Source organism: Enterobacter cloacae complex sp. HYC003_NIDB, from assembly GCF_056673375.1.
Genome location: NZ_CP114220.1, coordinates 1,243,763 through 1,264,785 on the forward strand (window position 1 = coordinate 1,243,763; position 21,023 = coordinate 1,264,785).

Annotated in this window: 21 protein-coding genes, 1 rRNA gene and 1 other annotated feature; of the genes, 14 read left to right on the forward strand and 8 right to left on the reverse strand. The window is 53.6% G+C overall.

What is annotated here, in order from left to right:
• Positions 1-127 precede the first annotated feature (127 nt).
• From ffh to O1722_RS05985, 7 genes are all read left to right on the forward strand, one after another.
• The gene (gene ffh / locus O1722_RS05955) at positions 128-1,489 is read left to right on the forward strand and encodes a signal recognition particle protein (protein WP_003863132.1); all 1,362 of its coding nucleotides are present in this window, start codon (positions 128-130) and stop codon (positions 1,487-1,489) included.
• A gap of 116 nt (positions 1,490-1,605) precedes the next feature.
• Positions 1,606-1,854 (forward strand): 30S ribosomal protein S16, encoded by a 249-nt coding sequence (gene rpsP / locus O1722_RS05960; RefSeq protein WP_003863133.1) that lies wholly within the window; start codon positions 1,606-1,608, stop codon positions 1,852-1,854.
• Positions 1,855-1,869: 15 nt separating this feature from the next.
• Positions 1,870-2,409 (forward strand): ribosome maturation factor RimM, encoded by a 540-nt coding sequence (gene rimM / locus O1722_RS05965; RefSeq protein ID WP_032609925.1) that lies wholly within the window; start codon positions 1,870-1,872, stop codon positions 2,407-2,409.
• 31 nt (positions 2,410-2,440) lie between these two features.
• Positions 2,441-3,208 carry a tRNA (guanosine(37)-N1)-methyltransferase TrmD gene (trmD, locus tag O1722_RS05970; protein ID WP_014832949.1) on the forward strand — a complete coding sequence of 256 codons (768 nt, stop codon included), beginning with the start codon at positions 2,441-2,443 and terminating at the stop codon, positions 3,206-3,208.
• A gap of 43 nt (positions 3,209-3,251) precedes the next feature.
• Positions 3,252-3,599, forward strand: a complete 348-nt coding sequence (gene rplS / locus O1722_RS05975; RefSeq protein ID WP_002914145.1) for a 50S ribosomal protein L19 — start codon at positions 3,252-3,254, stop codon at positions 3,597-3,599.
• 132 nt (positions 3,600-3,731) lie between these two features.
• Positions 3,732-4,136, forward strand: coding sequence for a DUF2946 domain-containing protein (locus tag O1722_RS05980; protein ID WP_023304265.1), 405 nt, complete (start codon positions 3,732-3,734; stop codon positions 4,134-4,136).
• Between the two features lie 38 nt (positions 4,137-4,174).
• Entirely contained in the window at positions 4,175-5,545 is a 1,371-nt protein-coding gene (locus O1722_RS05985; RefSeq protein WP_033488109.1) for a PepSY-associated TM helix domain-containing protein, read from the forward strand.
• A 2-nt stretch (positions 5,546-5,547) separates the two neighbouring features.
• Here the strand turns inward: O1722_RS05985 and O1722_RS05990 are convergent, their stop codons facing one another.
• From O1722_RS05990 to O1722_RS06005, 4 genes are all read right to left on the reverse strand, one after another.
• A complete protein-coding gene (locus O1722_RS05990; protein WP_017692858.1) occupies positions 5,548-6,033 on the reverse strand; it encodes an OmpA family protein in 486 nt (161 codons plus the stop codon).
• A gap of 12 nt (positions 6,034-6,045) precedes the next feature.
• A complete protein-coding gene (gene dgcN / locus O1722_RS05995) occupies positions 6,046-7,266 on the reverse strand; it encodes a diguanylate cyclase DgcN/YfiN (RefSeq protein WP_100151308.1) in 1,221 nt (406 codons plus the stop codon).
• Complete coding sequence (gene yfiR / locus O1722_RS06000; protein ID WP_015571570.1) at positions 7,259-7,795, reverse strand: regulatory sequestration protein YfiR; 537 nt, start codon at positions 7,793-7,795, stop codon at positions 7,259-7,261. The genes dgcN and yfiR overlap by 8 nt, the downstream gene beginning before the upstream one ends.
• 153 nt (positions 7,796-7,948) lie before the next feature.
• Positions 7,949-8,323: a DUF2799 domain-containing protein gene (locus O1722_RS06005; protein WP_017692860.1), complete on the reverse strand. Its 375-nt coding sequence runs from the start codon at positions 8,321-8,323 to the stop codon at positions 7,949-7,951.
• Between the two features lie 211 nt (positions 8,324-8,534).
• On the opposite strand from O1722_RS06005, the gene aroF reads away from it, so the two are divergent.
• Genes aroF through O1722_RS06020 form a run of 3 tightly spaced genes read left to right on the forward strand, consistent with a single transcriptional unit; the run spans position 8,535 to position 11,670 of the window.
• A complete protein-coding gene (gene aroF, locus O1722_RS06010) occupies positions 8,535-9,605 on the forward strand; it encodes a 3-deoxy-7-phosphoheptulonate synthase AroF (protein ID WP_006811632.1) in 1,071 nt (356 codons plus the stop codon).
• 10 nt (positions 9,606-9,615) lie between these two features.
• The gene (tyrA, locus tag O1722_RS06015; RefSeq protein ID WP_006811631.1) at positions 9,616-10,737 is read left to right on the forward strand and encodes a bifunctional chorismate mutase/prephenate dehydrogenase; all 1,122 of its coding nucleotides are present in this window, start codon (positions 9,616-9,618) and stop codon (positions 10,735-10,737) included.
• A 60-nt stretch (positions 10,738-10,797) separates the two neighbouring features.
• The gene (locus O1722_RS06020) at positions 10,798-11,670 is read left to right on the forward strand and encodes an SMP-30/gluconolactonase/LRE family protein (protein WP_017383978.1); all 873 of its coding nucleotides are present in this window, start codon (positions 10,798-10,800) and stop codon (positions 11,668-11,670) included.
• On the opposite strand, the gene pheA is transcribed toward O1722_RS06020, so the two are convergent.
• From pheA to bamD, 4 genes are all read right to left on the reverse strand, one after another.
• On the reverse strand, positions 11,667-12,827 hold the full coding sequence (gene pheA / locus O1722_RS06025) for a bifunctional chorismate mutase/prephenate dehydratase (protein ID WP_015571567.1): 1,161 nt from the start codon (positions 12,825-12,827) through the stop codon (positions 11,667-11,669). The genes O1722_RS06020 and pheA overlap by 4 nt on opposite strands.
• Positions 12,828-12,857: 30 nt before the next feature.
• Positions 12,858-12,983, reverse strand: a sequence feature (Phe leader region).
• Complete coding sequence (pheL, locus tag O1722_RS06030; protein ID WP_100229775.1) at positions 12,935-12,982, reverse strand: pheA operon leader peptide PheL; 48 nt, start codon at positions 12,980-12,982, stop codon at positions 12,935-12,937. (Overlaps the previous feature by 48 nt.)
• 104 nt (positions 12,984-13,087) lie before the next feature.
• Positions 13,088-13,429: a ribosome-associated translation inhibitor RaiA gene (raiA, locus tag O1722_RS06035; protein ID WP_003863162.1), complete on the reverse strand. Its 342-nt coding sequence runs from the start codon at positions 13,427-13,429 to the stop codon at positions 13,088-13,090.
• Positions 13,430-13,696: 267 nt separating this feature from the next.
• A complete protein-coding gene (bamD, locus tag O1722_RS06040; protein ID WP_003863164.1) occupies positions 13,697-14,434 on the reverse strand; it encodes an outer membrane protein assembly factor BamD in 738 nt (245 codons plus the stop codon).
• A 131-nt stretch (positions 14,435-14,565) separates the two neighbouring features.
• Between bamD and rluD the strand changes: the two genes are divergently transcribed.
• From rluD to O1722_RS06060, 4 genes are all read left to right on the forward strand, one after another.
• Positions 14,566-15,546 carry a 23S rRNA pseudouridine(1911/1915/1917) synthase RluD gene (rluD, locus tag O1722_RS06045; protein ID WP_017383977.1) on the forward strand — a complete coding sequence of 327 codons (981 nt, stop codon included), beginning with the start codon at positions 14,566-14,568 and terminating at the stop codon, positions 15,544-15,546.
• Positions 15,543-16,274: a purine nucleoside phosphorylase YfiH gene (gene yfiH, locus O1722_RS06050; protein WP_017692861.1), complete on the forward strand. Its 732-nt coding sequence runs from the start codon at positions 15,543-15,545 to the stop codon at positions 16,272-16,274. The genes rluD and yfiH overlap by 4 nt, the downstream gene beginning before the upstream one ends.
• A gap of 129 nt (positions 16,275-16,403) precedes the next feature.
• The gene (clpB, locus tag O1722_RS06055) at positions 16,404-18,977 is read left to right on the forward strand and encodes an ATP-dependent chaperone ClpB (protein ID WP_017692862.1); all 2,574 of its coding nucleotides are present in this window, start codon (positions 16,404-16,406) and stop codon (positions 18,975-18,977) included.
• A 429-nt stretch (positions 18,978-19,406) separates the two neighbouring features.
• Positions 19,407-20,948, forward strand: a 16S ribosomal RNA gene (locus tag O1722_RS06060).
• Positions 20,949-21,023: the final 75 nt, after the last annotated feature.

Consider the following 21,023-nt stretch of genomic DNA (forward strand, 5'->3'; position numbering starts at 1 on the left):
TATAACGTTACGTGACGCCTGCTCCAACCGTTGCATAACAACAAAGGCGCCTTCATGTTATACTCCGGCAAAATTCTGTGTATGTGTCGCCCAGGCGACCTAACGTTTCTACCCCAGGCGAGAGACAATGTTTGATAATTTAACCGATCGTTTGTCGCGCACGCTGCGCAACATCAGCGGCCGTGGACGCCTCACCGAAGAGAACATCAAGGAAACGCTGCGCGAAGTGCGCATGGCGCTGCTGGAAGCAGACGTCGCGTTGCCGGTCGTGCGTGATTTTATCAACCGCGTGAAAGAGAAAGCGGTTGGCCATGAAGTGAACAAGAGCCTGACTCCGGGTCAGGAGTTCGTCAAAATCGTCCGTAACGAGCTGGTTTCGGCGATGGGCGAAGAGAACCAGGTGCTAAACCTGGCGGCTCAGCCGCCGGCCGTCGTGCTGATGGCGGGTCTGCAAGGTGCGGGTAAAACTACCAGCGTCGGTAAGCTGGGGAAATTCCTGCGCGAAAAGCACAAGAAAAAGGTGCTGGTGGTGTCGGCGGACGTGTATCGCCCGGCGGCGATCAAACAGCTGGAAACGTTGGCCGAGCAGGTTGGCGTAGACTTCTTCCCGTCCGACGTGGCGCAGAAGCCTGTCGATATCGTTAACGCGGCGCTGAAAGAGGCGAAGCTGAAATTCTACGACGTGCTGCTGGTGGATACCGCCGGTCGTCTGCACGTTGACGAAGCGATGATGGACGAAATCAAGCAGGTGCATGCCTCTATCAATCCGGTAGAGACCCTGTTTGTTGTTGACGCCATGACCGGTCAGGATGCGGCGAACACCGCAAAAGCGTTTAACGAAGCCCTGCCGTTAACCGGCGTGGTGCTGACCAAAGTCGACGGCGATGCCCGCGGCGGTGCGGCGCTCTCTATTCGTCATATCACCGGTAAGCCAATCAAGTTCCTCGGCGTGGGCGAGAAAACCGAAGCGCTGGAGCCGTTCCATCCGGATCGTATTGCCTCCCGTATCCTCGGCATGGGCGACGTGCTGTCGCTGATCGAAGATATTGAAAGCAAGGTTGACCGCGCGCAGGCGGAAAAACTCGCCAGCAAGCTGAAAAAAGGCGACGGTTTCGATCTGACCGACTTCCTTGAGCAGCTGCGTCAGATGAAAAACATGGGCGGCATGGCAAGCCTGATGGGCAAACTGCCAGGCATGGGCCAGATCCCGGACAACGTCAAATCCCAGATGGATGACAAAGTGCTGGTGCGTATGGAGGCCATCATCAACTCGATGACGCTGAAAGAGCGCGCGAAGCCAGAAATCATCAAAGGTTCCCGTAAACGCCGTATCGCAGCCGGTTGCGGCATGCAGGTGCAGGACGTTAACCGCCTTCTGAAACAGTTCGACGACATGCAGCGCATGATGAAGAAAATGAAGAAAGGCGGCATGGCGAAGATGATGCGCGGCATGAAAGGCATGATGCCTCCCGGTTTTCCTGGGCGTTAATCGCTTTTGAGATTGCTTTTTGCCCGAAAATGAGTAAAATTTTCGGGCTTTTAATATGACACCCGGGCTCCGTTCCTCGATGGGGCCCGGTTGTTTTATTCACACAAGAGGATGTTATGGTAACTATTCGTTTAGCTCGTCACGGCGCTAAAAAGCGTCCGTTCTACCAGGTTGTTGTGACTGACAGCCGTAATGCACGCAACGGTCGCTTCATCGAGCGCGTTGGTTTCTTCAACCCACTGGCCGCTGGCGCAGAAGAAGAAACCCGTCTGGATCTGGATCGTATCGCTCACTGGGTTGGCCAGGGCGCTACTGTTTCCGATCGCGTTGCTACGCTGATCAAAGCAGCAAACAAAGCAGCTTAATCTGTCACGGTGGTCATGATGAGCAATAAAGCACCTGTTGAACCGATCGTATTGGGAAAAATGGGTTCTTGCTACGGTATCCGTGGTTGGCTCAGAGTGTTTTCCTCCACTGAAGACGCTGATAGCATTTTTAATTACCAGCCCTGGTTTATCCAGAAAGGCGGTAAGTGGGAAGAGGTCGAGCTGGAAAGCTGGCGTCACCACAATCAGGACATCATCATCAAGCTGAAAGGCATTGACGATCGTGATGCCGCGAATGCGCTGACTAATTGTGAAATTGTCGTGGATTCGTCGCAGTTGCCACAGCTGGAAGAGGGTGACTACTACTGGAAAGACCTTATGGGTTGCCAGGTAGTGACCACTGAAGGCTACAGCCTGGGGAAAGTCATCGACATGATGGAAACCGGGTCAAATGACGTTCTCGTCATTAAGGCAAACCTGAAAGATGCATTTGGCATCAAGGAGCGGTTGGTTCCGTTCCTCGATGGACAGGTTATCAAGAAAGTCGATCTCACTACTCAAACCATTGAAGTAGATTGGGATCCTGGTTTTTAAATTCTCCGGATAAACGGTAAAAGACGGCGCTATGTGGATTGGCATAATTAGCCTGTTTCCTGAAATGTTCCGCGCGATTACCGATTACGGGGTAACTGGCCGGGCAGTAAAGAATGGCCTGCTGAGCATCCAGAGCTGGAGTCCTCGTGACTTCACGCACGACCGGCACCGTACCGTGGACGATCGTCCTTACGGCGGCGGACCGGGGATGTTGATGATGGTGCAACCCTTACGGGACGCCATTCACACAGCAAAAGCCGCGGCAGGTGAAGGCGCGAAGGTGATTTATCTGTCACCTCAGGGACGCAAGCTTGATCAAGCGGGCGTGAGCGAACTGGCGACGAATCAAAAGCTGATTCTGGTCTGTGGTCGCTACGAAGGGATAGATGAGCGCGTAATTCAAACCGAGATTGACGAAGAATGGTCTATCGGCGATTACGTTCTCAGCGGTGGTGAGTTACCAGCAATGACGCTGATTGACTCCGTTGCCCGGTTCATTCCGGGTGTACTGGGCCATGAAGCTTCGGCGACAGAAGATTCGTTTGCCGATGGATTGCTGGACTGTCCACACTATACTCGTCCTGAAGTGTTAGAAGGGATGGAAGTCCCGGCAGTATTACTGTCTGGAAACCATGCCGAGATACGTCGCTGGCGTTTGAAGCAGTCGCTGGGCCGAACCTGGCTTAGAAGACCTGAACTTCTGGAAAACCTGGCTCTGACTGAAGAGCAAGCAAAGTTGCTGGCCGAGTTCAAAACTGAACACGCGCACCAGCAGCATGAACATGATGGGAATGCGTAATACGCTCCCGAATATCAGTTTACCCAGGATAAGAGATTAAATTATGAGCAACATTATTAAGCAACTTGAACAAGAGCAGATGAAGCAGGACGTACCTTCCTTCCGTCCAGGTGACACCGTGGAAGTGAAAGTATGGGTTGTTGAAGGTTCCAAAAAACGTCTGCAGGCATTCGAGGGCGTGGTTATCGCTATTCGTAACCGCGGTCTGCACTCTGCATTCACTGTTCGTAAAATTTCCAACGGCGAAGGCGTTGAGCGTGTCTTCCAGACTCACTCTCCGGTAGTTGACAGCATTGCTGTTAAACGTCGTGGTGCTGTACGTAAAGCTAAACTGTACTACCTGCGTGAGCGTACTGGTAAGTCTGCTCGTATTAAAGAGCGTCTGAACTAAGATTCGCTTAAGCGACATCCTGTTAGAAAGGGCTGGCCGAAAGGCTGGCCCTTTTTTTATCCCATCGCACCTCTCGCGTTAACCCTTCCGTCATAAATCATTTACAATGTTCGCCTCTTGGGTGGAGGGTAAGTGGATAACGTACTGCATCAGCGTAACTGGAAACGCGCAGCGGCATTGACCGCGCTGTTTGCGATCCTGCTGATCGTCGTGGCGCCGCTGATCTCCGTCTCGCTGCAAAAAGATCCCATGAGCGCCATGCCGGGTATGCACCATGACATGAGCATGATGTCGATGGACGAGCATCATGGTGATATGCCGCATTCTATGCCAGTTGACCATGCGGAAGCATGCGGCTACTGCGTGCTGTTAGCGCATGTGCCGGGCGTGATGCTGGCGCTTATCGTTCTGCTCAGCGTGGTGTTGCAGCGGCTGCGCGTGAAACCGCCTCGTCAGGCGGTCAGCCACTGGCACTTTTTCCCCTGGCTTTACCCCGATACCCGCGCGCCGCCGCGTCGGTCTGCTTTCTCCCTTTAAAACAAAATCACTCACTTTTTGCCTTAAAAAGGAAAAGTATGACTACCTGCACTCCGCGCGCGGCATGGGGAAACCTGCTGCGTCGCCTCCATTTCTATATCGGGCTGTTTGTCGGTCCGTTTATCTTCTTCGCAGCGCTGACCGGAACGCTGTATGTCGCCACGCCGCAGCTTGAAAAGGCGCTGTACCATCATGCACTCCACACGGATGCCGTGGGTGAGGCGCAGCCTCTTGCTGAACAAATTGCCGTGGCGGAAAAGGCCGTGGGTTCAGCGCTGCGTTTACATGCTGTACGTCCGGGGCTGGAAGAGGGCGAAACGACCCGCGTGATGTTTGCCGACCCGGCGCTGGGTCCCTCCGAGCATCGGGCTATTTTTATTGATCCCACCAGCCTTGAGATTCGAGGGGATATGACCGTGTACGGCACCAGCGGGATTTTACCGCTGCGTCAGACTATCGATTATCTGCATACCTCGCTGATGCTGGGCAACATCGGGCGCCTCTATAGCGAGTTAGCCGCCTCGTGGATGTGGGTTGCTGCTCTGTGCGGGATCGCGCTGTGGTTCTACACCCGACCGAAGCGCCGTATTAACAATCGTTTCCAGAATCGTCGCCGCCTGCATGTGATCTTAGGCTGGACGTTACTGGCGGGAATGCTGCTGTTCTCAGTCACCGGGTTAACCTGGTCACAATGGGCCGGTGGCAACGTCGATAAGCTGCGTGCAGAGATGAACTGGCTGACGCCGCAGGTAAACACCACCCTTTCCGGTGCGCCGGAAATGAGGGATGAACACGCCGAACATCGTGGTCATCACGGGGGAATGACGATGCCTGAAATGCCAGTCAAACTGTCGCTTTTTGACAACGTATTGCAGGTCGCCCGCCAGTCAGGGATTGATGCGAACAACGTTGAGATCCGTCCGGCAAGCAGGGTCGACCAGGCCTGGACGGTGACGGAAATCGATCGCCGCTGGCCAACGCAGGTTGATGCCGTTGCCGTGGATCCCCACTCACTGAAGGTGCTGGACAGCACTCTCTTCGGGGATTTCCCGCTGATGGCTAAACTCACCCGCTGGGGCGTGGATTTCCATATGGGGATCCTGTTTGGTCTGGCAAATCAGCTGCTGCTCATCGCGTTTGGCGTTGCGCTGTGTGTGTTAATTATCTGGGGATACCGGATGTGGTGGATGCGTCGCCCTGCAACGTCAGCCGCGAATCCGGTACAGACGCTCTGCCAAAGCTGGCTGGCATTGCCGCTGTGGGGAAGGGGAATGACGTTCCTGATAAGCCTCCTGCTGGGGCTGGCGTTGCCGGTAATGGGCGTCAGTCTGGCGGTCTTTATTGTGATTGACTGGCTGCGCTGGCGAGCAGGTTCAGGCGTGTCGCTCGCCGGAACAGCCGTTAAATAGCCTTAAGGCGTGCTGATGACTACCGCAACCCGGCGGTTTTCAGCTCGCCCCTGCGCAGTGCGGTTGCTGCTGATAGGGTATTTTTTGCCTAAGCCCCGCGTAGTGAGATTGCTGCGCGGGATATTCGCGCCCTTCGCCCAGGCATCCGCCACAACATTGGCACGTTTTAACGAAAGCGCTTCGTTGTAGCTCTCTTCGCCATAGTTATCCGTATGGCCATCCATCCTGGCGTGGTTCAGACCGGTTGCCGCCAGGCGTGAGGCCATAGTCTGGATCTGCGTTTCACTTTCCGGGCGCAGCCTGGCGTCATTTTTATCAAACAGGATCTTATCCGACAGGCCCAGAGACCAGTCGCCATTCAGTTCGTTAAAGCCGTAGGATTTCATGGCCGCAATTTGCTCTGGCGTGAATTTCCCTTCAGGGGATGACTGGCATCCGGACATTACCAGTGATGCCAGTATTAACGGCGCAAAGTATCGCTTTAACATATCGTCTTCCTTTCAGGATATTGTTTTCGAACGCTGGTTTTTGACCAGATACATATTGCGATCGGCTTGCTCCAGTAATGCTTCAACGGGGGCATTTTCCCACGCCAGAGCAAAGCCAATGCTGAGGGACATTGATGCTGTGTGCCCGTTATGCAGATCAAACGGACGGATAAATTGCTGCGACAGAGCAGCGCAAATAAATTCGACCTCACGTGCGGTGTGGACGCCGTAAAGGATCATGGCAAATTCATCGCCGCCAAGACGGTAAGACTGATGACGTTTTTCGCCAAACTCGACCATCCTTTTGGCGGCTTCGATCAGTACGCAGTCACCCGCGGCATGACCCCAGGTGTCATTGATAACCTTAAAGTTATCACCGTCCAGGAAGAGCAGGGCAGAATTGGTTTTTGCTGAAGCGTCGTTCATTAATGCCGCAATGTTGTTGCGAAACGCGGCGCGGTTTGCAAGCCCCGTGAGCGGATCGTGCATGGCGGTACGCAACAGTTGAGCGTTTTTCGCCTGTAGCTTGAGCTGCCACTCTTCCATTTCATCCAGCAGGCTGTTGAAGTCTTCACCAAACTGGTGGAACTCTTCAATGCGGCCTTCCGTTACCCGGCGAGAGAAGTTGCGGTTAGTGCGAACGTCATGCACAACGTCAGTGATGTTTTGCATTTCAACAACCATGCCATGATGTAGCGAGCGAGTGATGGTCAATGCGACGGCAGAGGCAAAAAGAATGCAGCCGGTGAGGACCGCAAATGAGAGCCAGATAAAGTGGCTAATCAGGCTGTCTCGCGCGGTCAGACGAATTTCGCCAATCACATTGCCGTTATGTATGATGGGCTGTGCGACAGGAACAGGGAACAACCACCGGTTGACCAGCGCGCCCAGCGTGTCGGTATTATCCGCCGGGTTCCATGACCACCAGGCAAACCGTTTATGATGTGCGTTAAGCACTTCCGCCACGGCGAACTGCCCCTGCTTGCCGAGGGTCGCCAGCGTTTCATTTGCCGCCACGGCATCGTTGAACACCAGAGAGGCTTCAAGGCTGTGGCTCATGGTGGCGCCGGTAAGTTCGAGGTTTTTTTGCGCGTATTGCTTTAATGTCACCACGGAAGCGAAACACAGCAGCAACCATATAAACGTCATCGTTATAATGACGCTTATCATGCTGATTCGTCGCAACGTTCTTTTAAACGTCGGACGCGGTGTTGGTGCGACTTCCTTATTCATGCTTCTTATTCCGTGCGAGCATTAATACATCCGGATTGACTCTTACGCCACTGCGCGCCAGCGCATCCAGATTTACGGAAAACCTGACGAGGTTGTGCTCTATTATCAGACAAAATGCGCTGCCAATAACGCATTCAGGATTTTGTTCTGACATTAATAGCAACGCCTGGCCCTGATATTGATTTATTATTTCCTGTTGTTTTGCCGGCGACTCGCTCCCGAAATAGAGGGCATCACACCTTGCTGCGAGTGCTTCCCGATCGCTATGCACAATGACAGGACTATAGGGCAACGGGTTGTGTTCATCTTCACTGCTGAGCGCCTGTCTGTAATGGGAAGAGGCATAAATACAGAGCTTAGGCTGGCCGGACAGTGCTGGCCATCGGGTGTAGCTCACAATGCCAGAAACAATCGAACGTACTGATTTATCCGTTTCCGTGAACGAGCCTGCCGTTGCAGGGGCTACTAAAATGAACAGTATTAGCACCAGGGGGAGTCGGAGCAAAGCGATCAAGATTGCATTTCTCATCAGAATCCGCCAAACCGCCCCGGAAATAGATGTCCTTAAGAATTGTCGGCAGAATACCATTGTTTATCAAAGCCGTCATTATGTCAGAAATATCCCTGTTTTGACCTAAGCTAAATCTTACAGTGAGCTATATTCAGAGGAATTAAGGCAGGCTCAATTAAGCCTGCTGGAACGCATACTTTCATCCACTCCTTGTTGCCAGGATTCATGCAGTTTTACTGCATTTTCAGTTGCATCGCAGCTGGCAGGAAATGATTTGCCCGCTAATCCCCAGGCGTGAATAAAGCCCTCTTCGCATATTTTTTTCTGTCCGTTAGCGTAGCCACGAAGATATTCCGCTCGATCAACCTGAGGGTCATTAAAACTATCGGCCAGAGCCTGGTTATCTTTAACCGGAACACCATTCATAGCGTCTTCTTTACCGGCCGTGAACCAGTCCGGGCTGGTCCAGTCAGGCTGAAAAGTATAAGGATTGATCTGGCAACCCGACAAAATAAGCGACAACAACATAAAAGCAATTGAACGCATGGCTATTCTCCTTTTTGTGAGCATAGCTTGGTTACAGGTGTGCGTGTGTAATTTTAACTTTACGATTTTAGGCCATGATTTTTGCAATTAAAGGGCTAATGTAAAGTAATGTGTACGTATTTTGGATTGAAATCTTTACTTAATGTGATATCGTTGTGTCACCTCTTCGAGGAAAACCATTATCGCAAACGAGTTTGACAGGATCGCAATCATGCAAAAAGACGCGCTGAACAACGTACATATCACTGACGAACAGGTGTTAATCACCCCGGATCAACTGAAGGCGGAATTCCCGCTGAGCGTCGCGCAGGAAGCTCAGATTGAGCACTCGCGCCAGACCATTTCTGACATTATCGCTGGCCGCGATCCGCGCCTGCTGGTGGTATGTGGTCCTTGCTCTATTCACGATCCTGAAACCGCCATTGAGTACGCTCGTCGATTTAAAGCATTAGCGGAGGAGGTCAGCGATAGCCTCTATCTGGTGATGCGCGTCTATTTTGAGAAGCCACGTACGACCGTTGGCTGGAAAGGGTTGATCAACGATCCGCACATGGATGGCTCGTTTGATGTGGAAGCCGGCCTGAAGATTGCGCGTCGCCTGCTGGTAGAGCTGGTCAGCATGGGGCTGCCGCTGGCAACCGAAGCGCTGGATCCGAACAGCCCGCAGTACCTCGGCGATCTGTTTAGCTGGTCTGCGATTGGGGCGCGCACCACCGAGTCACAAACCCACCGCGAGATGGCGTCTGGCCTGTCTATGCCGGTTGGTTTTAAAAACGGTACCGACGGCAGCCTGGCGACGGCGATTAACGCCATGCGCGCCGCCGCCATGCCCCATCGTTTTGTCGGGATCAACCAGGCGGGCCAGGTATGCCTGCTGCAAACGCAGGGCAACCCGGACGGGCATGTGATCCTGCGCGGTGGTAAAGCGCCAAACTACAGCCCGGCGGATGTCGCGCAGTGTGAAAAAGAGATGGAACAGGCGGGACTGCGTCCGGCGCTGATGGTAGATTGCAGTCATGGTAATTCGAATAAAGATTACCGTCGCCAGCCTGCGGTTGCAGAATCTGTGATTGCTCAGATTAAAGATGGCAACCGTTCAATTATCGGCCTGATGATTGAAAGTAATATTCATGAAGGCAATCAGTCATCGGAACAGCCGCGTAGCGCGATGAAGCCCGGCGTCTCGGTCACCGATGCCTGCATTAGCTGGGAAACCACCGATGCGCTGCTGCGTGAGATCCACAAAGATTTGAACGGCCAGCTGGCGACGCGTCTGGCATAAGAGGGTAGTTATGGTTGCTGAATTGACCGCATTACGCGATCAAATTGATGAAGTGGATAAGGCGTTGCTGGATCTTCTGGCGCGCCGCATGGCACTGGTTGCTGAGGTCGGCGAGGTTAAAAGTAAATACGGACTGCCGATTTACGTTCCGGAGCGCGAGGCCTCTATGCTCGCCTCCCGCCGTAAAGAGGCGCAGGCCCTGGGCGTATCACCTGATTTGATTGAGGACGTCCTGCGTCGCGTGATGCGCGAGTCCTATTCCAGCGAAAACGACAAGGGCTTCAAAACCCTCTGTCCGTCGCTGCGCCCGGTGGTTATCGTCGGTGGTGGCGGGCAGATGGGGCGTCTGTTTGAGAAAATGCTGACGCTTTCTGGCTATCAGGTGCGTATTCTGGAGAAAGAGGACTGGTCGCACGCGCCGGAGCTGATGAAAGACGCCGGAATGGTTATCGTCAGCGTGCCGATCCATGTGACGGAGCAAATAATCGCGAAACTTCCTCCGCTGCCGGAAGATTGCATACTGGTGGACCTGGCCTCCGTTAAAAATGGTCCGTTACAGGCAATGCTAGCGGCGCACACTGGCCCCGTGCTTGGGTTACACCCGATGTTTGGCCCGGACAGCGGAAGCCTGGCGAAGCAGGTAGTGGTTTACTGTGACGGACGGCAGCCGGAAGCCTACCAGTGGTTCCTGGAACAGATCCAGGTCTGGGGAGCACGTTTGCACCGCATTAGCGCGGTAGAGCATGACCAGAACATGGCGTTTATTCAGGCGCTGCGCCACTTTGCTACCTTCGCCTATGGGCTGCACCTGGCGGAAGAGAACGTTCAGCTTGAACAATTGCTGGCGCTTTCCTCGCCAATCTATCGTCTGGAGCTGGCGATGGTCGGGCGACTGTTTGCCCAGGATCCGCAGCTTTACGCCGACATCATCATGTCGTCTGAAAATAATCTGGCGCTGATCAAGCGCTATTATCAGCGTTTTGGCGAAGCGATCACCTTGCTGGAACACGGCGATAAACAAGCCTTTATCGACAGTTTCCGTAAAGTGGAGCACTGGTTCGGTGATTACGCCACGCGATTCCAGAGTGAAAGCCGCACGCTGTTGCGCCAGGCAAATGACAGTCGCCAGTAATGCGATGATGTATATACTGAAAGCCAGCATTGCTGGCTTTTTTCATTTTGGGGAACTGTCATGGCTGAACCGCAGCTGCTGTTGAACTATACCGGGCATCTGCCCGAATGCCCGACGTGGAGTGCAGACGAGAAGGCGCTCTACTGGGCGGATATCCTGGAAGGGGAGATCCATCGGTACCATCTGCCCACCGCGGAACACTCGGTGCTCTCATTCCATGAAGAAGTTGGGTGTTTTGCCCTGCGTGAACGCGGCGGATTTATCGTCGCGATGCGAAACGCCATCTGGCTGACCGATAAACACGGCCTGCTCCAGCGTAAGGTTTGCGATAACCCGTCCAACCCGCAGCTTGCACGCTTTAACGATGGCGGTACCGATCATCAGGGACGGTTTTATGCGGGCACGTTCTGGGGGCCGGGAGATTATAACGGCGCCATGCTGATGCGTATCGACAACGACCTGACGCCGCAAGTGATCCAGTGCGATATTCACGGGCATAACGGTTTAGCGTTTAGTCCTGATAAACGGTGGATGTTTACTTCTGATACGCCGAACGGCGTGATCTACCGTACGCCGCTTGATGAGCAGGGAGAACCCGGTAAGCGCGAAGAGTTTCGCCGGTTTAGCGAGGGAGAAGGTATACCCGACGGTGCGGCAATGGATGAGGAAGGCTGCTACTGGAGCGCACTGTTTGACGGCTGGCGTATCGCACGGTTTTCACCGCAAGGCGAACAGCTGGAAGAGTATCGGCTGCCGGTACGCTGCCCGACAATGGTCTGCTTTGGCGGCGACGATATGAAAACGCTGTTTATCACCACCACGCGGGAAAATATGGAGGCGGAGGAGCTGGCGAAATATCCGCTTTCCGGTGCCATCTTCACCCTGCCTGTAAATGTGGCAGGGATGAAGAAAAGCCGCTTTATCGAACGTTAAGCCGGATCGACCGGGACCACGTTTTCGCTCGGATAGCAGCCCAGCACTTTCATGGAGCGTGTGATCTCGCCCAGTTCGCGCAGGGCTTTCTGCATGGACGCAGACTCCAGGTTGGCCTGAACGTCGAGATAAAACATTTCTTCCCACGGGTTGCCATGTATTGGGCGGGATTCCAGCTTCGTCATGATCAGGTTGTGATTACGCAGCACCAGCAGCGCTTCAACCAGCGCACCCGCCTGCTGGCCGGTCGCCATCAGCAGGGTGGTTTTCGCCGGGACCTGGTCCGACACGTTGATGGCCTTGCGGGCCAGAACCACGAAACGGGTGATATTCTGCGTCTGGTTGGCCAGATTGCGTTCCAGCACCTGTAAGCCATACAGCGCGCCGCCCGCTTCGCTACCGAGAGCCGCGACGGCAGAAGAGTTTGCCTGCGCCACTTTTTCCATCGCCGCCGAGGTGCTTTCGGTGTATTCAATTTTCCAGTGCGGATAACGGTTCAGGAACTGGCTGCACTGCTGGAACGGCTGCGGGTGGCTGTACACCGTTTCGATCTGACTCAGATCGGTTGAGCCAGAGACCAGCACACAGTGATCGATAGGGATAGTCAACTCGCCGACTAACGACAGGCTGGTGTGCTGGAGCAGATCGTAAACATCGTTGATGGCGCCGGAACTGGTGTTCTCAATAGGCACCACGGCGTAATCTGCCTGGCCGGTTTCGACCTGGTTGAAGATGTCTGCAAATTTCGCGCAGCCGCTCTCAATAAACTCTTCGAAATGTCGGGCTGCGTACTGGCGAGCCGCCAGGTGAGAATAGGAGCCTTTCGGGCCGAGGAAAGCGATACGAGCAGAGTGCGGGTTGGTTTTGTTCAGATGCTGCTGGAGCAGGGCTTGTTGCGTCAGAACGGAGTCTTCGATGATGAGCTGGAACAGGCGGGTGATGTAGTGCGCATCCAGATGATGCGCTTTGCCGAGTTGAATCAACCGTTCCAGTAAATCACGTTCGCGATCGATATCGCGCACCGGCCGATGGGACTCGAGCTTGGCTTTGCCCACTTCAACGGCGAGCGCGCGGCGTTCTGCCAGCAGGGCCAGTAATTTTTCGTCGAGTGCACTGATTTTTACGCGTAAATCCAGGAGCGGGTTTTCCGGTGTCATAGTGTTGTCTGTCTCATTTTATCGTTATCAATAAAAAAGGCCTCCCGGTGTGGGAGGCCTTGTTGTTCGTCTTCGCATTCTTTATCACACGACGAAACGCCTCCCGGTCAGGGGAAGGTAAAAAAGAATGCGAAGAAAAACGGCGTCTGTTTCATAAAGTCATCCTGAAATTGATAGGGTTAAAGTACCTGCACTGTTTTGATCCTGTCAATAAAAAACGCGCCCGAAGGCGCGTTGTCGGTACACTCAATTTTAGAGGATTACTCTTCTTCAACTTCTTCCGCGAAGCTGGCGTCTTTCACCGAGGTTGCGGCGCGACGTGCTTCACCTTTGTGTTGCACTTTATTGAGCTGCCGTTCCAGCTTGTTGATCAAATCGTTAATTGCGGTGTACATATCCTCGTGTTTTGCGCTGGCGACCAGATGGCCGTTTGGAGTATTGATAGTTGCATCAGCGATGAAACCCTGCGGCTCCTTGGACAGGATGATATGTGGATTAATCAAATGTGTTTGCCATTTATCCAGTTTGGCGAGACGGTCTGCGACGTGCTGGCGGATTGCCGGAGTAATTTCCATTTGTTTACTGGTAATGTTCATTGTCATAAATTTTACCTCTTGTCTTTCCGTCTTGGTGATTCCAGCATACCCGACCTAATGTCAAAATGTGTGATTTAGATCACGTTATTTTGTCGGTTTTTGTCAGGGAATCTTTTTTGTGAGGCAGGGCAGGAAGAGGTGAGATTTACCTTGTCGAAGCCAACAATTGCGGTCATAGTTGAATGGATGTGTTGAAGCTAAACCGCTTCAGCGTAAGTCTGAAAGAATAAAAAAACGGCAGCCCGCGGGCTGCCGTTATGCGTTGTAGCGGTATCAGGTGTTGCTGCTGTTCGCGGCGATGATTTTCGCCACTTTGTCAGCCTGAGCCGTCATCTGCATCTGGCGATACGCATTCTCCATCAGCTTCAGGCCATCACGCGTGGCCTGGGTATCCGGATAATCACGCAGCATGCCTTCTACACGGTTAACCACGGCAACCCATGCGCCACGGCGGGTGTAGTATTCCGCAACGGAGTACTCATACTTCGCCAGACGATCTTTCAGGAATACCAGACGCTTAGTGGCATCGGTAATGTACTGGCTGTTCGGGTAGCTACGCACCAGTTTGGAGAAGTCATTGAAAGCATCACGCGCATGTTGCGGGTCACGGTCGGAACGATCCACCCCGAAGAAGCCCTGCAATGCACTATCATCCAGCGCCATGTTAGTCAGGCCGCGCATGTACATCACGTAATCGATGTTAGGATGGGTAGGGTTCAGACGCATGAAACGATCGATGGTTGCCTGAGCCAGCGGCAGATCGGCATTTTTGTAGTAGGCGTAGATAAGATCTAACTGTACCTGCTGCGAATACGGGCCAAACGGATAGCGATTATCCAACGCTTCCAGTTGCGTTATCGCCTGTTTCCAGTTACCGTCCTGCAACTTTTGTTGTGCAGTCGCATAGATTTCATTCGGCGGATTGTCAGGGACCTGTTCATTCGAACCGGAGCAGCCCACCAAAGCCAGGCTCAACGTGGCCGCTGCCACCAGATATTTCATGCGCGTCATGACGTTTTGACTTTCCTCAAATGTTTGTCCGGGAGAAACTCAGTTCCTGCTCCCGATTAAGACCAGCTACAATAGCACACTATATTAAACGGCAAAGCCGTAAAACCCAACGTTAAACGAAGAAGCAGTTTATGGCACAACGAGTAGAACTCACCGCAACAGTCTCCGAAAATCAGCTCGGTCAACGCTTAGATCAGGCTTTGGCCGAATTGTTCCCTGATTATTCGCGTTCACGCATAAAAGAATGGATCCTTGACCAGCGCGTGCTGGTAAACGGCAAGATCTGGGACAAACCAAAAGAGAAAGTGTTTGGTGGGGAAGCTGTCGCCATCAATGCTGAAATCGAAGAGGAAGTCCGCTTCGAGCCGCAGGATATCCCGCTGGATATCGTCTACGAAGATGACGACATTCTGGTCATCAACAAGCCGCGCGACTTTGTTGTTCACCCGGGCGCGGGCAATCCTGACGGTACGGTACTTAACGCTCTCCTTCATTATTATCCGCCGATTGCCGATGTACCGCGTGCCGGTATCGTTCACCGTCTGGATAAAGACACCACGGGTCTGATGGTGGTGGCGAAGACGGTTCCCGCCCAGACTCGCCTGGTGGAATCGTTGCAACTGCGCGAAATCACCCGTGAGTATGAAGCGGTGGCGATTGGTCATATGACCTCTGGCGGCACGGTGGAAGAGCCTATCAGCCGTCACCCAACCAAGCGTACGCATATGTCCGTACACCCGATGGGTAAACCGGCGGTAACCCACTACCGCATCATGGAACATTTCCGTATTCATACGCGCCTGCGTCTGCGCCTGGAAACCGGGCGTACTCACCAGATCCGCGTGCACATGGCGCATATTACCCATCCGCTGGTGGGTGACCCGGTTTACGGCGGTCGTCCGCGTCCACCAAAGGGCGCATCGGATGAATTCATCTCCGTGCTGCGTAAATTCGATCGCCAGGCGCTGCATGCGACGATGCTGCGTCTTTACCACCCAATCACCGGAATTCAGATGGAATGGCATGCGCCGATCCCACAGGATATGGTGGAACTTATCGACGCGATGCGCGCAGATTTCGAAGAACATAAGGATCACGTGGACTGGTTATGACCAAACTGATTGTCCCGGAGTGGACACTGCCTGAAGGCGTGGCCGCCTGTAGTTCAACCCGTATCGGTGGCGTGAGCCAGGGCGCGTGGGAGTCTCTGAACCTCGGTGCGCACTGTGGCGATAACCTGGAGCACGTTGAAGAGAACCGTAAACGCCTCTTTGCTGCGGGAAACCTTCCTTCAAAACCGGTCTGGCTTGAGCAGGTGCACGGTAAAGCGGTGCTGAAGCTGACGGGGGAGCCCTATGCGTCTAAGCGCGCCGATGCTTCGTACAGCAATACGCCGGGAACGGTTTGCGCGGTGATGACTGCTGATTGCCTGCCGGTGTTGTTCTGCAATAAGGCAGGAACTGAAGTGGCTGCTGCCCACGCCGGATGGCGAGGCCTGTGCGAAGGCGTGCTGGAAGAGACCGTTGCCTGCTTCCATGACGATTCTGCAAATCTCATCGCTTGGCTTGGCCCGGCGATTGGCCCGCAGGCGTTTGAGGTCGGGCCCGAAGTGCGCGATGCCTTTATGGAAAAAGATCCGCAAGCGGTCGAAGCGTTTGTGGCTTCCGGAGATAAATATCTGGCCGATATTTATCAGCTTGCCCGCCAGCGCCTGAATAACGTCGGCGTGACCCAAATCTTCGGCGGAGATCGCTGTACCTTCACCGAAAAGGGTGATTTTTTCTCCTATCGCCGCGACAAGACGACAGGTCGTATGGCAAGTTTCATTTGGCTGATATAACCTAAAGAATCAAGACGATCCGGTACGCGCCGTTTTCTTTTCACATAATTCAGGTTATTAACCTTGAATAATTGAGGGATGACCTCATTTAATCTCCAGTAGCAAATTTGACCTGTTATGGGAGGAGTTATGCGTCTGGATCGTCTTACTAATAAATTCCAGCTTGCTCTCGCCGATGCCCAGTCCCTCGCACTGGGGCACGACAACCAATTTATCGAACCTCTTCATTTAATGAGCGCCTTGCTGAATCAGGAAGGGGGATCGGTACGTCCTTTATTAACGTCCGCTGGCATTAATGCCGGCCAGTTACGCACCGCCATCGATCAGGCGCTGAGCCGTTTACCGCAGGTAGAAGGTACCGGCGGCGACGTGCAGCCGTCGCAGGATCTGGTGCGCGTGCTGAACCTTTGCGACAAGCTGGCGCAAAAACGTGGGGACAACTTTATTTCGTCAGAGCTGTTTGTTCTGGCGGCGCTTGAATCACGCGGTACCTTAACCGACCTGCTGAAATCCGCCGGTGCAACCACCGCTAATGTGACCCAGGCGATTGAGAAAATGCGCGGAGGTGAAAGCGTGAACGACCAGGGAGCCGAAGACCAACGTCAGGCTTTGAAGAAATTTACGGTCGACCTGACCGAACGTGCCGAGCAGGGCAAACTTGACCCGGTAATCGGCCGTGACGAAGAAATTCGTCGGACTATCCAGGTACTGCAACGTCGTACCAAAAACAACCCGGTGCTGATTGGTGAGCCTGGCGTCGGTAAAACCGCCATCGTTGAAGGGCTGGCGCAGCGTATCGTTAATGGCGAAGTGCCCGAAGGGCTGAAAGGCCGTCGCGTACTGGCGCTGGATATGGGCGCGCTGGTGGCCGGGGCGAAATACCGCGGTGAATTTGAAGAGCGTCTGAAAGGCGTGCTGAACGATCTGGCGAAACAGGAAGGTAACGTCATCCTGTTTATCGACGAACTGCACACCATGGTGGGGGCGGGTAAAGCTGACGGCGCAATGGATGCCGGGAACATGCTGAAACCTGCGCTGGCGCGTGGTGAACTTCACTGCGTCGGCGCCACTACGCTGGACGAGTATCGTCAGTACATTGAAAAAGATGCCGCGCTGGAGCGTCGCTTCCAGAAGGTGTTTGTCGCTGAACCAAGCGTTGAAGATACCATCGCTATTTTGCGTGGTCTGAAAGAGCGTTATGAGCTGCACCATCACGTGCAGATCACTGACCCGGCCATCGTTGCGGCGGCGACGCTTTCGCATCGTTACATTGCCGACCGTCAGTTGCCGGATAAAGCCATCGACCTTATCGATGAAGCGGCGTCCAGCATCCGTATGCAGATTGACTCGAAACCGGAAGAGCTGGACCGACTCGATCGCCGCATTATCCAGCTCAAGCTGGAACAGCAGGCGCTGAACAAAGAGTCTGACGAAGCGAGTAAGAAACGCCTCGATATGCTTAACGAAGAACTGGACGAGAAAGAGCGTCAGTATTCTGAGCTGGAAGAAGAGTGGAAAGCTGAGAAAGCCTCCCTCTCTGGCACCCAGACAATCAAGGCGGAGCTGGAGCAGGCGAAAATTGCCATTGAGCAGGCCCGTCGCGTAGGAGATCTGGCGCGGATGTCCGAGCTACAGTACGGCAAGATCCCTGAGCTGGAAAAACAGCTTGAGATCGCCACGCAGTCGGAAGGCAAAACCATGCGTCTGTTGCGTAATAAAGTGACGGATGCCGAGATTGCCGAAGTGCTGGCGCGCTGGACGGGTATTCCTGTGGCTCGCATGATGGAAAGCGAACGTGAGAAACTGCTGCGTATGGAGCAGGATCTGCATCAGCGCGTCATTGGACAGAACGAAGCGGTCGAAGCGGTATCTAACGCCATTCGTCGTAGCCGTGCGGGGCTGTCCGATCCGAATCGTCCAATCGGCTCGTTCCTTTTCCTGGGGCCAACCGGTGTTGGTAAAACCGAGCTGTGTAAAGCGCTGGCTAACTTTATGTTCGACAGCGATGACGCGATGGTGCGTATCGATATGTCCGAGTTTATGGAGAAACACTCCGTCTCGCGTCTGGTCGGTGCGCCTCCGGGATATGTCGGTTATGAAGAGGGCGGTTACCTGACGGAAGCGGTTCGTCGTCGTCCTTATTCCGTCATCCTGCTGGATGAAGTGGAAAAGGCTCATCCTGACGTGTTTAACATTCTGTTGCAGGTGCTGGATGATGGGCGTCTGACGGACGGGCAGGGAAGAACGGTCGACTTCCGTAACACGGTGGTGATCATGACCTCGAACCTGGGTTCCGATTTGATTCAGGAACGCTTCGGTGAGCTGGATTACAGCCATATGAAAGATCTTGTGCTGGGTGTGGTCAGCCAAAACTTCCGTCCGGAGTTCATCAACCGTATTGATGAAGTGGTCGTGTTCCATCCGCTGGGCGAGAAACACATCGCGTCGATTGCGCAGATCCAGTTGCAGCGTCTGTACAAACGTCTGGAAGAGCGTGGGTATGAAATCCACATTTCCGACGATGCGCTGAAACTGCTGAGCGAGAATGGTTACGATCCTGTTTATGGTGCGCGTCCGTTAAAACGTGCTATCCAGCAGCAGATCGAAAACCCGCTGGCACAGCAAATCCTCTCTGGGGAGCTGGTTCCGGGCAAAGTTATTCGTCTGGAAGCCAACGACGATCGCATTGTGGCAGTGCAGTAAGTCACAAAACGCAAAAACGGGCCGCTTGCGGCTCGTTTTTGTTTAAAAACCAGGCGAAAATTGAGGTCTGGGATGTGATTTGCCTGGAAAATGAGCGGTCAGTAAATAATTTTCACTTTATCCTTGCAGGTTCGGAATTACTCCCTATAATGCGCCTCCACTGACACGGAACAACGGCACGCAAGCCGCCGGGTCAGCAGAGAAAAGCAAAAAAAACGCTTGACTCTGAAGCGGGAAAGCGTAATATGCACACCCCGCGCCGCAGCGAAAACGAAGCGGCACTGCTCTTTAACAATTTATCAGACAATCTGTGTGGGCACTCAAAGTGACATGGATTCTTAATGTCCTCGGACACTAAATGAATACCAAGTCTCAACGAGTGAACACGTAATTCATTACGAAGTTTAATTCATTGAGCATCAAACTTTTAAATTGAAGAGTTTGATCATGGCTCAGATTGAACGCTGGCGGCAGGCCTAACACATGCAAGTCGAACGGTAACAGGAAGCAGCTTGCTGCTTTGCTGACGAGTGGCGGACGGGTGAGTAATGTCTGGGAAACTGCCTGATGGAGGGGGATAACTACTGGAAACGGTAGCTAATACCGCATAACGTCGCAAGACCAAAGAGGGGGACCTTCGGGCCTCTTGCCATCGGATGTGCCCAGATGGGATTAGCTAGTAGGTGGGGTAACGGCTCACCTAGGCGACGATCCCTAGCTGGTCTGAGAGGATGACCAGCCACACTGGAACTGAGACACGGTCCAGACTCCTACGGGAGGCAGCAGTGGGGAATATTGCACAATGGGCGCAAGCCTGATGCAGCCATGCCGCGTGTATGAAGAAGGCCTTCGGGTTGTAAAGTACTTTCAGCGGGGAGGAAGGCGATAAGGTTAATAACCTTGTCGATTGACGTTACCCGCAGAAGAAGCACCGGCTAACTCCGTGCCAGCAGCCGCGGTAATACGGAGGGTGCAAGCGTTAATCGGAATTACTGGGCGTAAAGCGCACGCAGGCGGTCTGTCAAGTCGGATGTGAAATCCCCGGGCTCAACCTGGGAACTGCATTCGAAACTGGCAGGCTAGAGTCTTGTAGAGGGGGGTAGAATTCCAGGTGTAGCGGTGAAATGCGTAGAGATCTGGAGGAATACCGGTGGCGAAGGCGGCCCCCTGGACAAAGACTGACGCTCAGGTGCGAAAGCGTGGGGAGCAAACAGGATTAGATACCCTGGTAGTCCACGCCGTAAACGATGTCGACTTGGAGGTTGTGCCCTTGAGGCGTGGCTTCCGGAGCTAACGCGTTAAGTCGACCGCCTGGGGAGTACGGCCGCAAGGTTAAAACTCAAATGAATTGACGGGGGCCCGCACAAGCGGTGGAGCATGTGGTTTAATTCGATGCAACGCGAAGAACCTTACCTACTCTTGACATCCAGAGAACTTTCCAGAGATGGATTGGTGCCTTCGGGAACTCTGAGACAGGTGCTGCATGGCTGTCGTCAGCTCGTGTTGTGAAATGTTGGGTTAAGTCCCGCAACGAGCGCAACCCTTATCCTTTGTTGCCAGCGGTCCGGCCGGGAACTCAAAGGAGACTGCCAGTGATAAACTGGAGGAAGGTGGGGATGACGTCAAGTCATCATGGCCCTTACGAGTAGGGCTACACACGTGCTACAATGGCGCATACAAAGAGAAGCGACCTCGCGAGAGCAAGCGGACCTCATAAAGTGCGTCGTAGTCCGGATTGGAGTCTGCAACTCGACTCCATGAAGTCGGAATCGCTAGTAATCGTGGATCAGAATGCCACGGTGAATACGTTCCCGGGCCTTGTACACACCGCCCGTCACACCATGGGAGTGGGTTGCAAAAGAAGTAGGTAGCTTAACCTTCGGGAGGGCGCTTACCACTTTGTGATTCATGACTGGGGTGAAGTCGTAACAAGGTAACCGTAGGGGAACCTGCGGTTGGATCACCTCCTTACCTTAAAGAACCTGCCTTTGCAGTGCTCACACAGATTGTCTGATGAAAAGTAAATAGCAAGGCGTCTTGCGATTG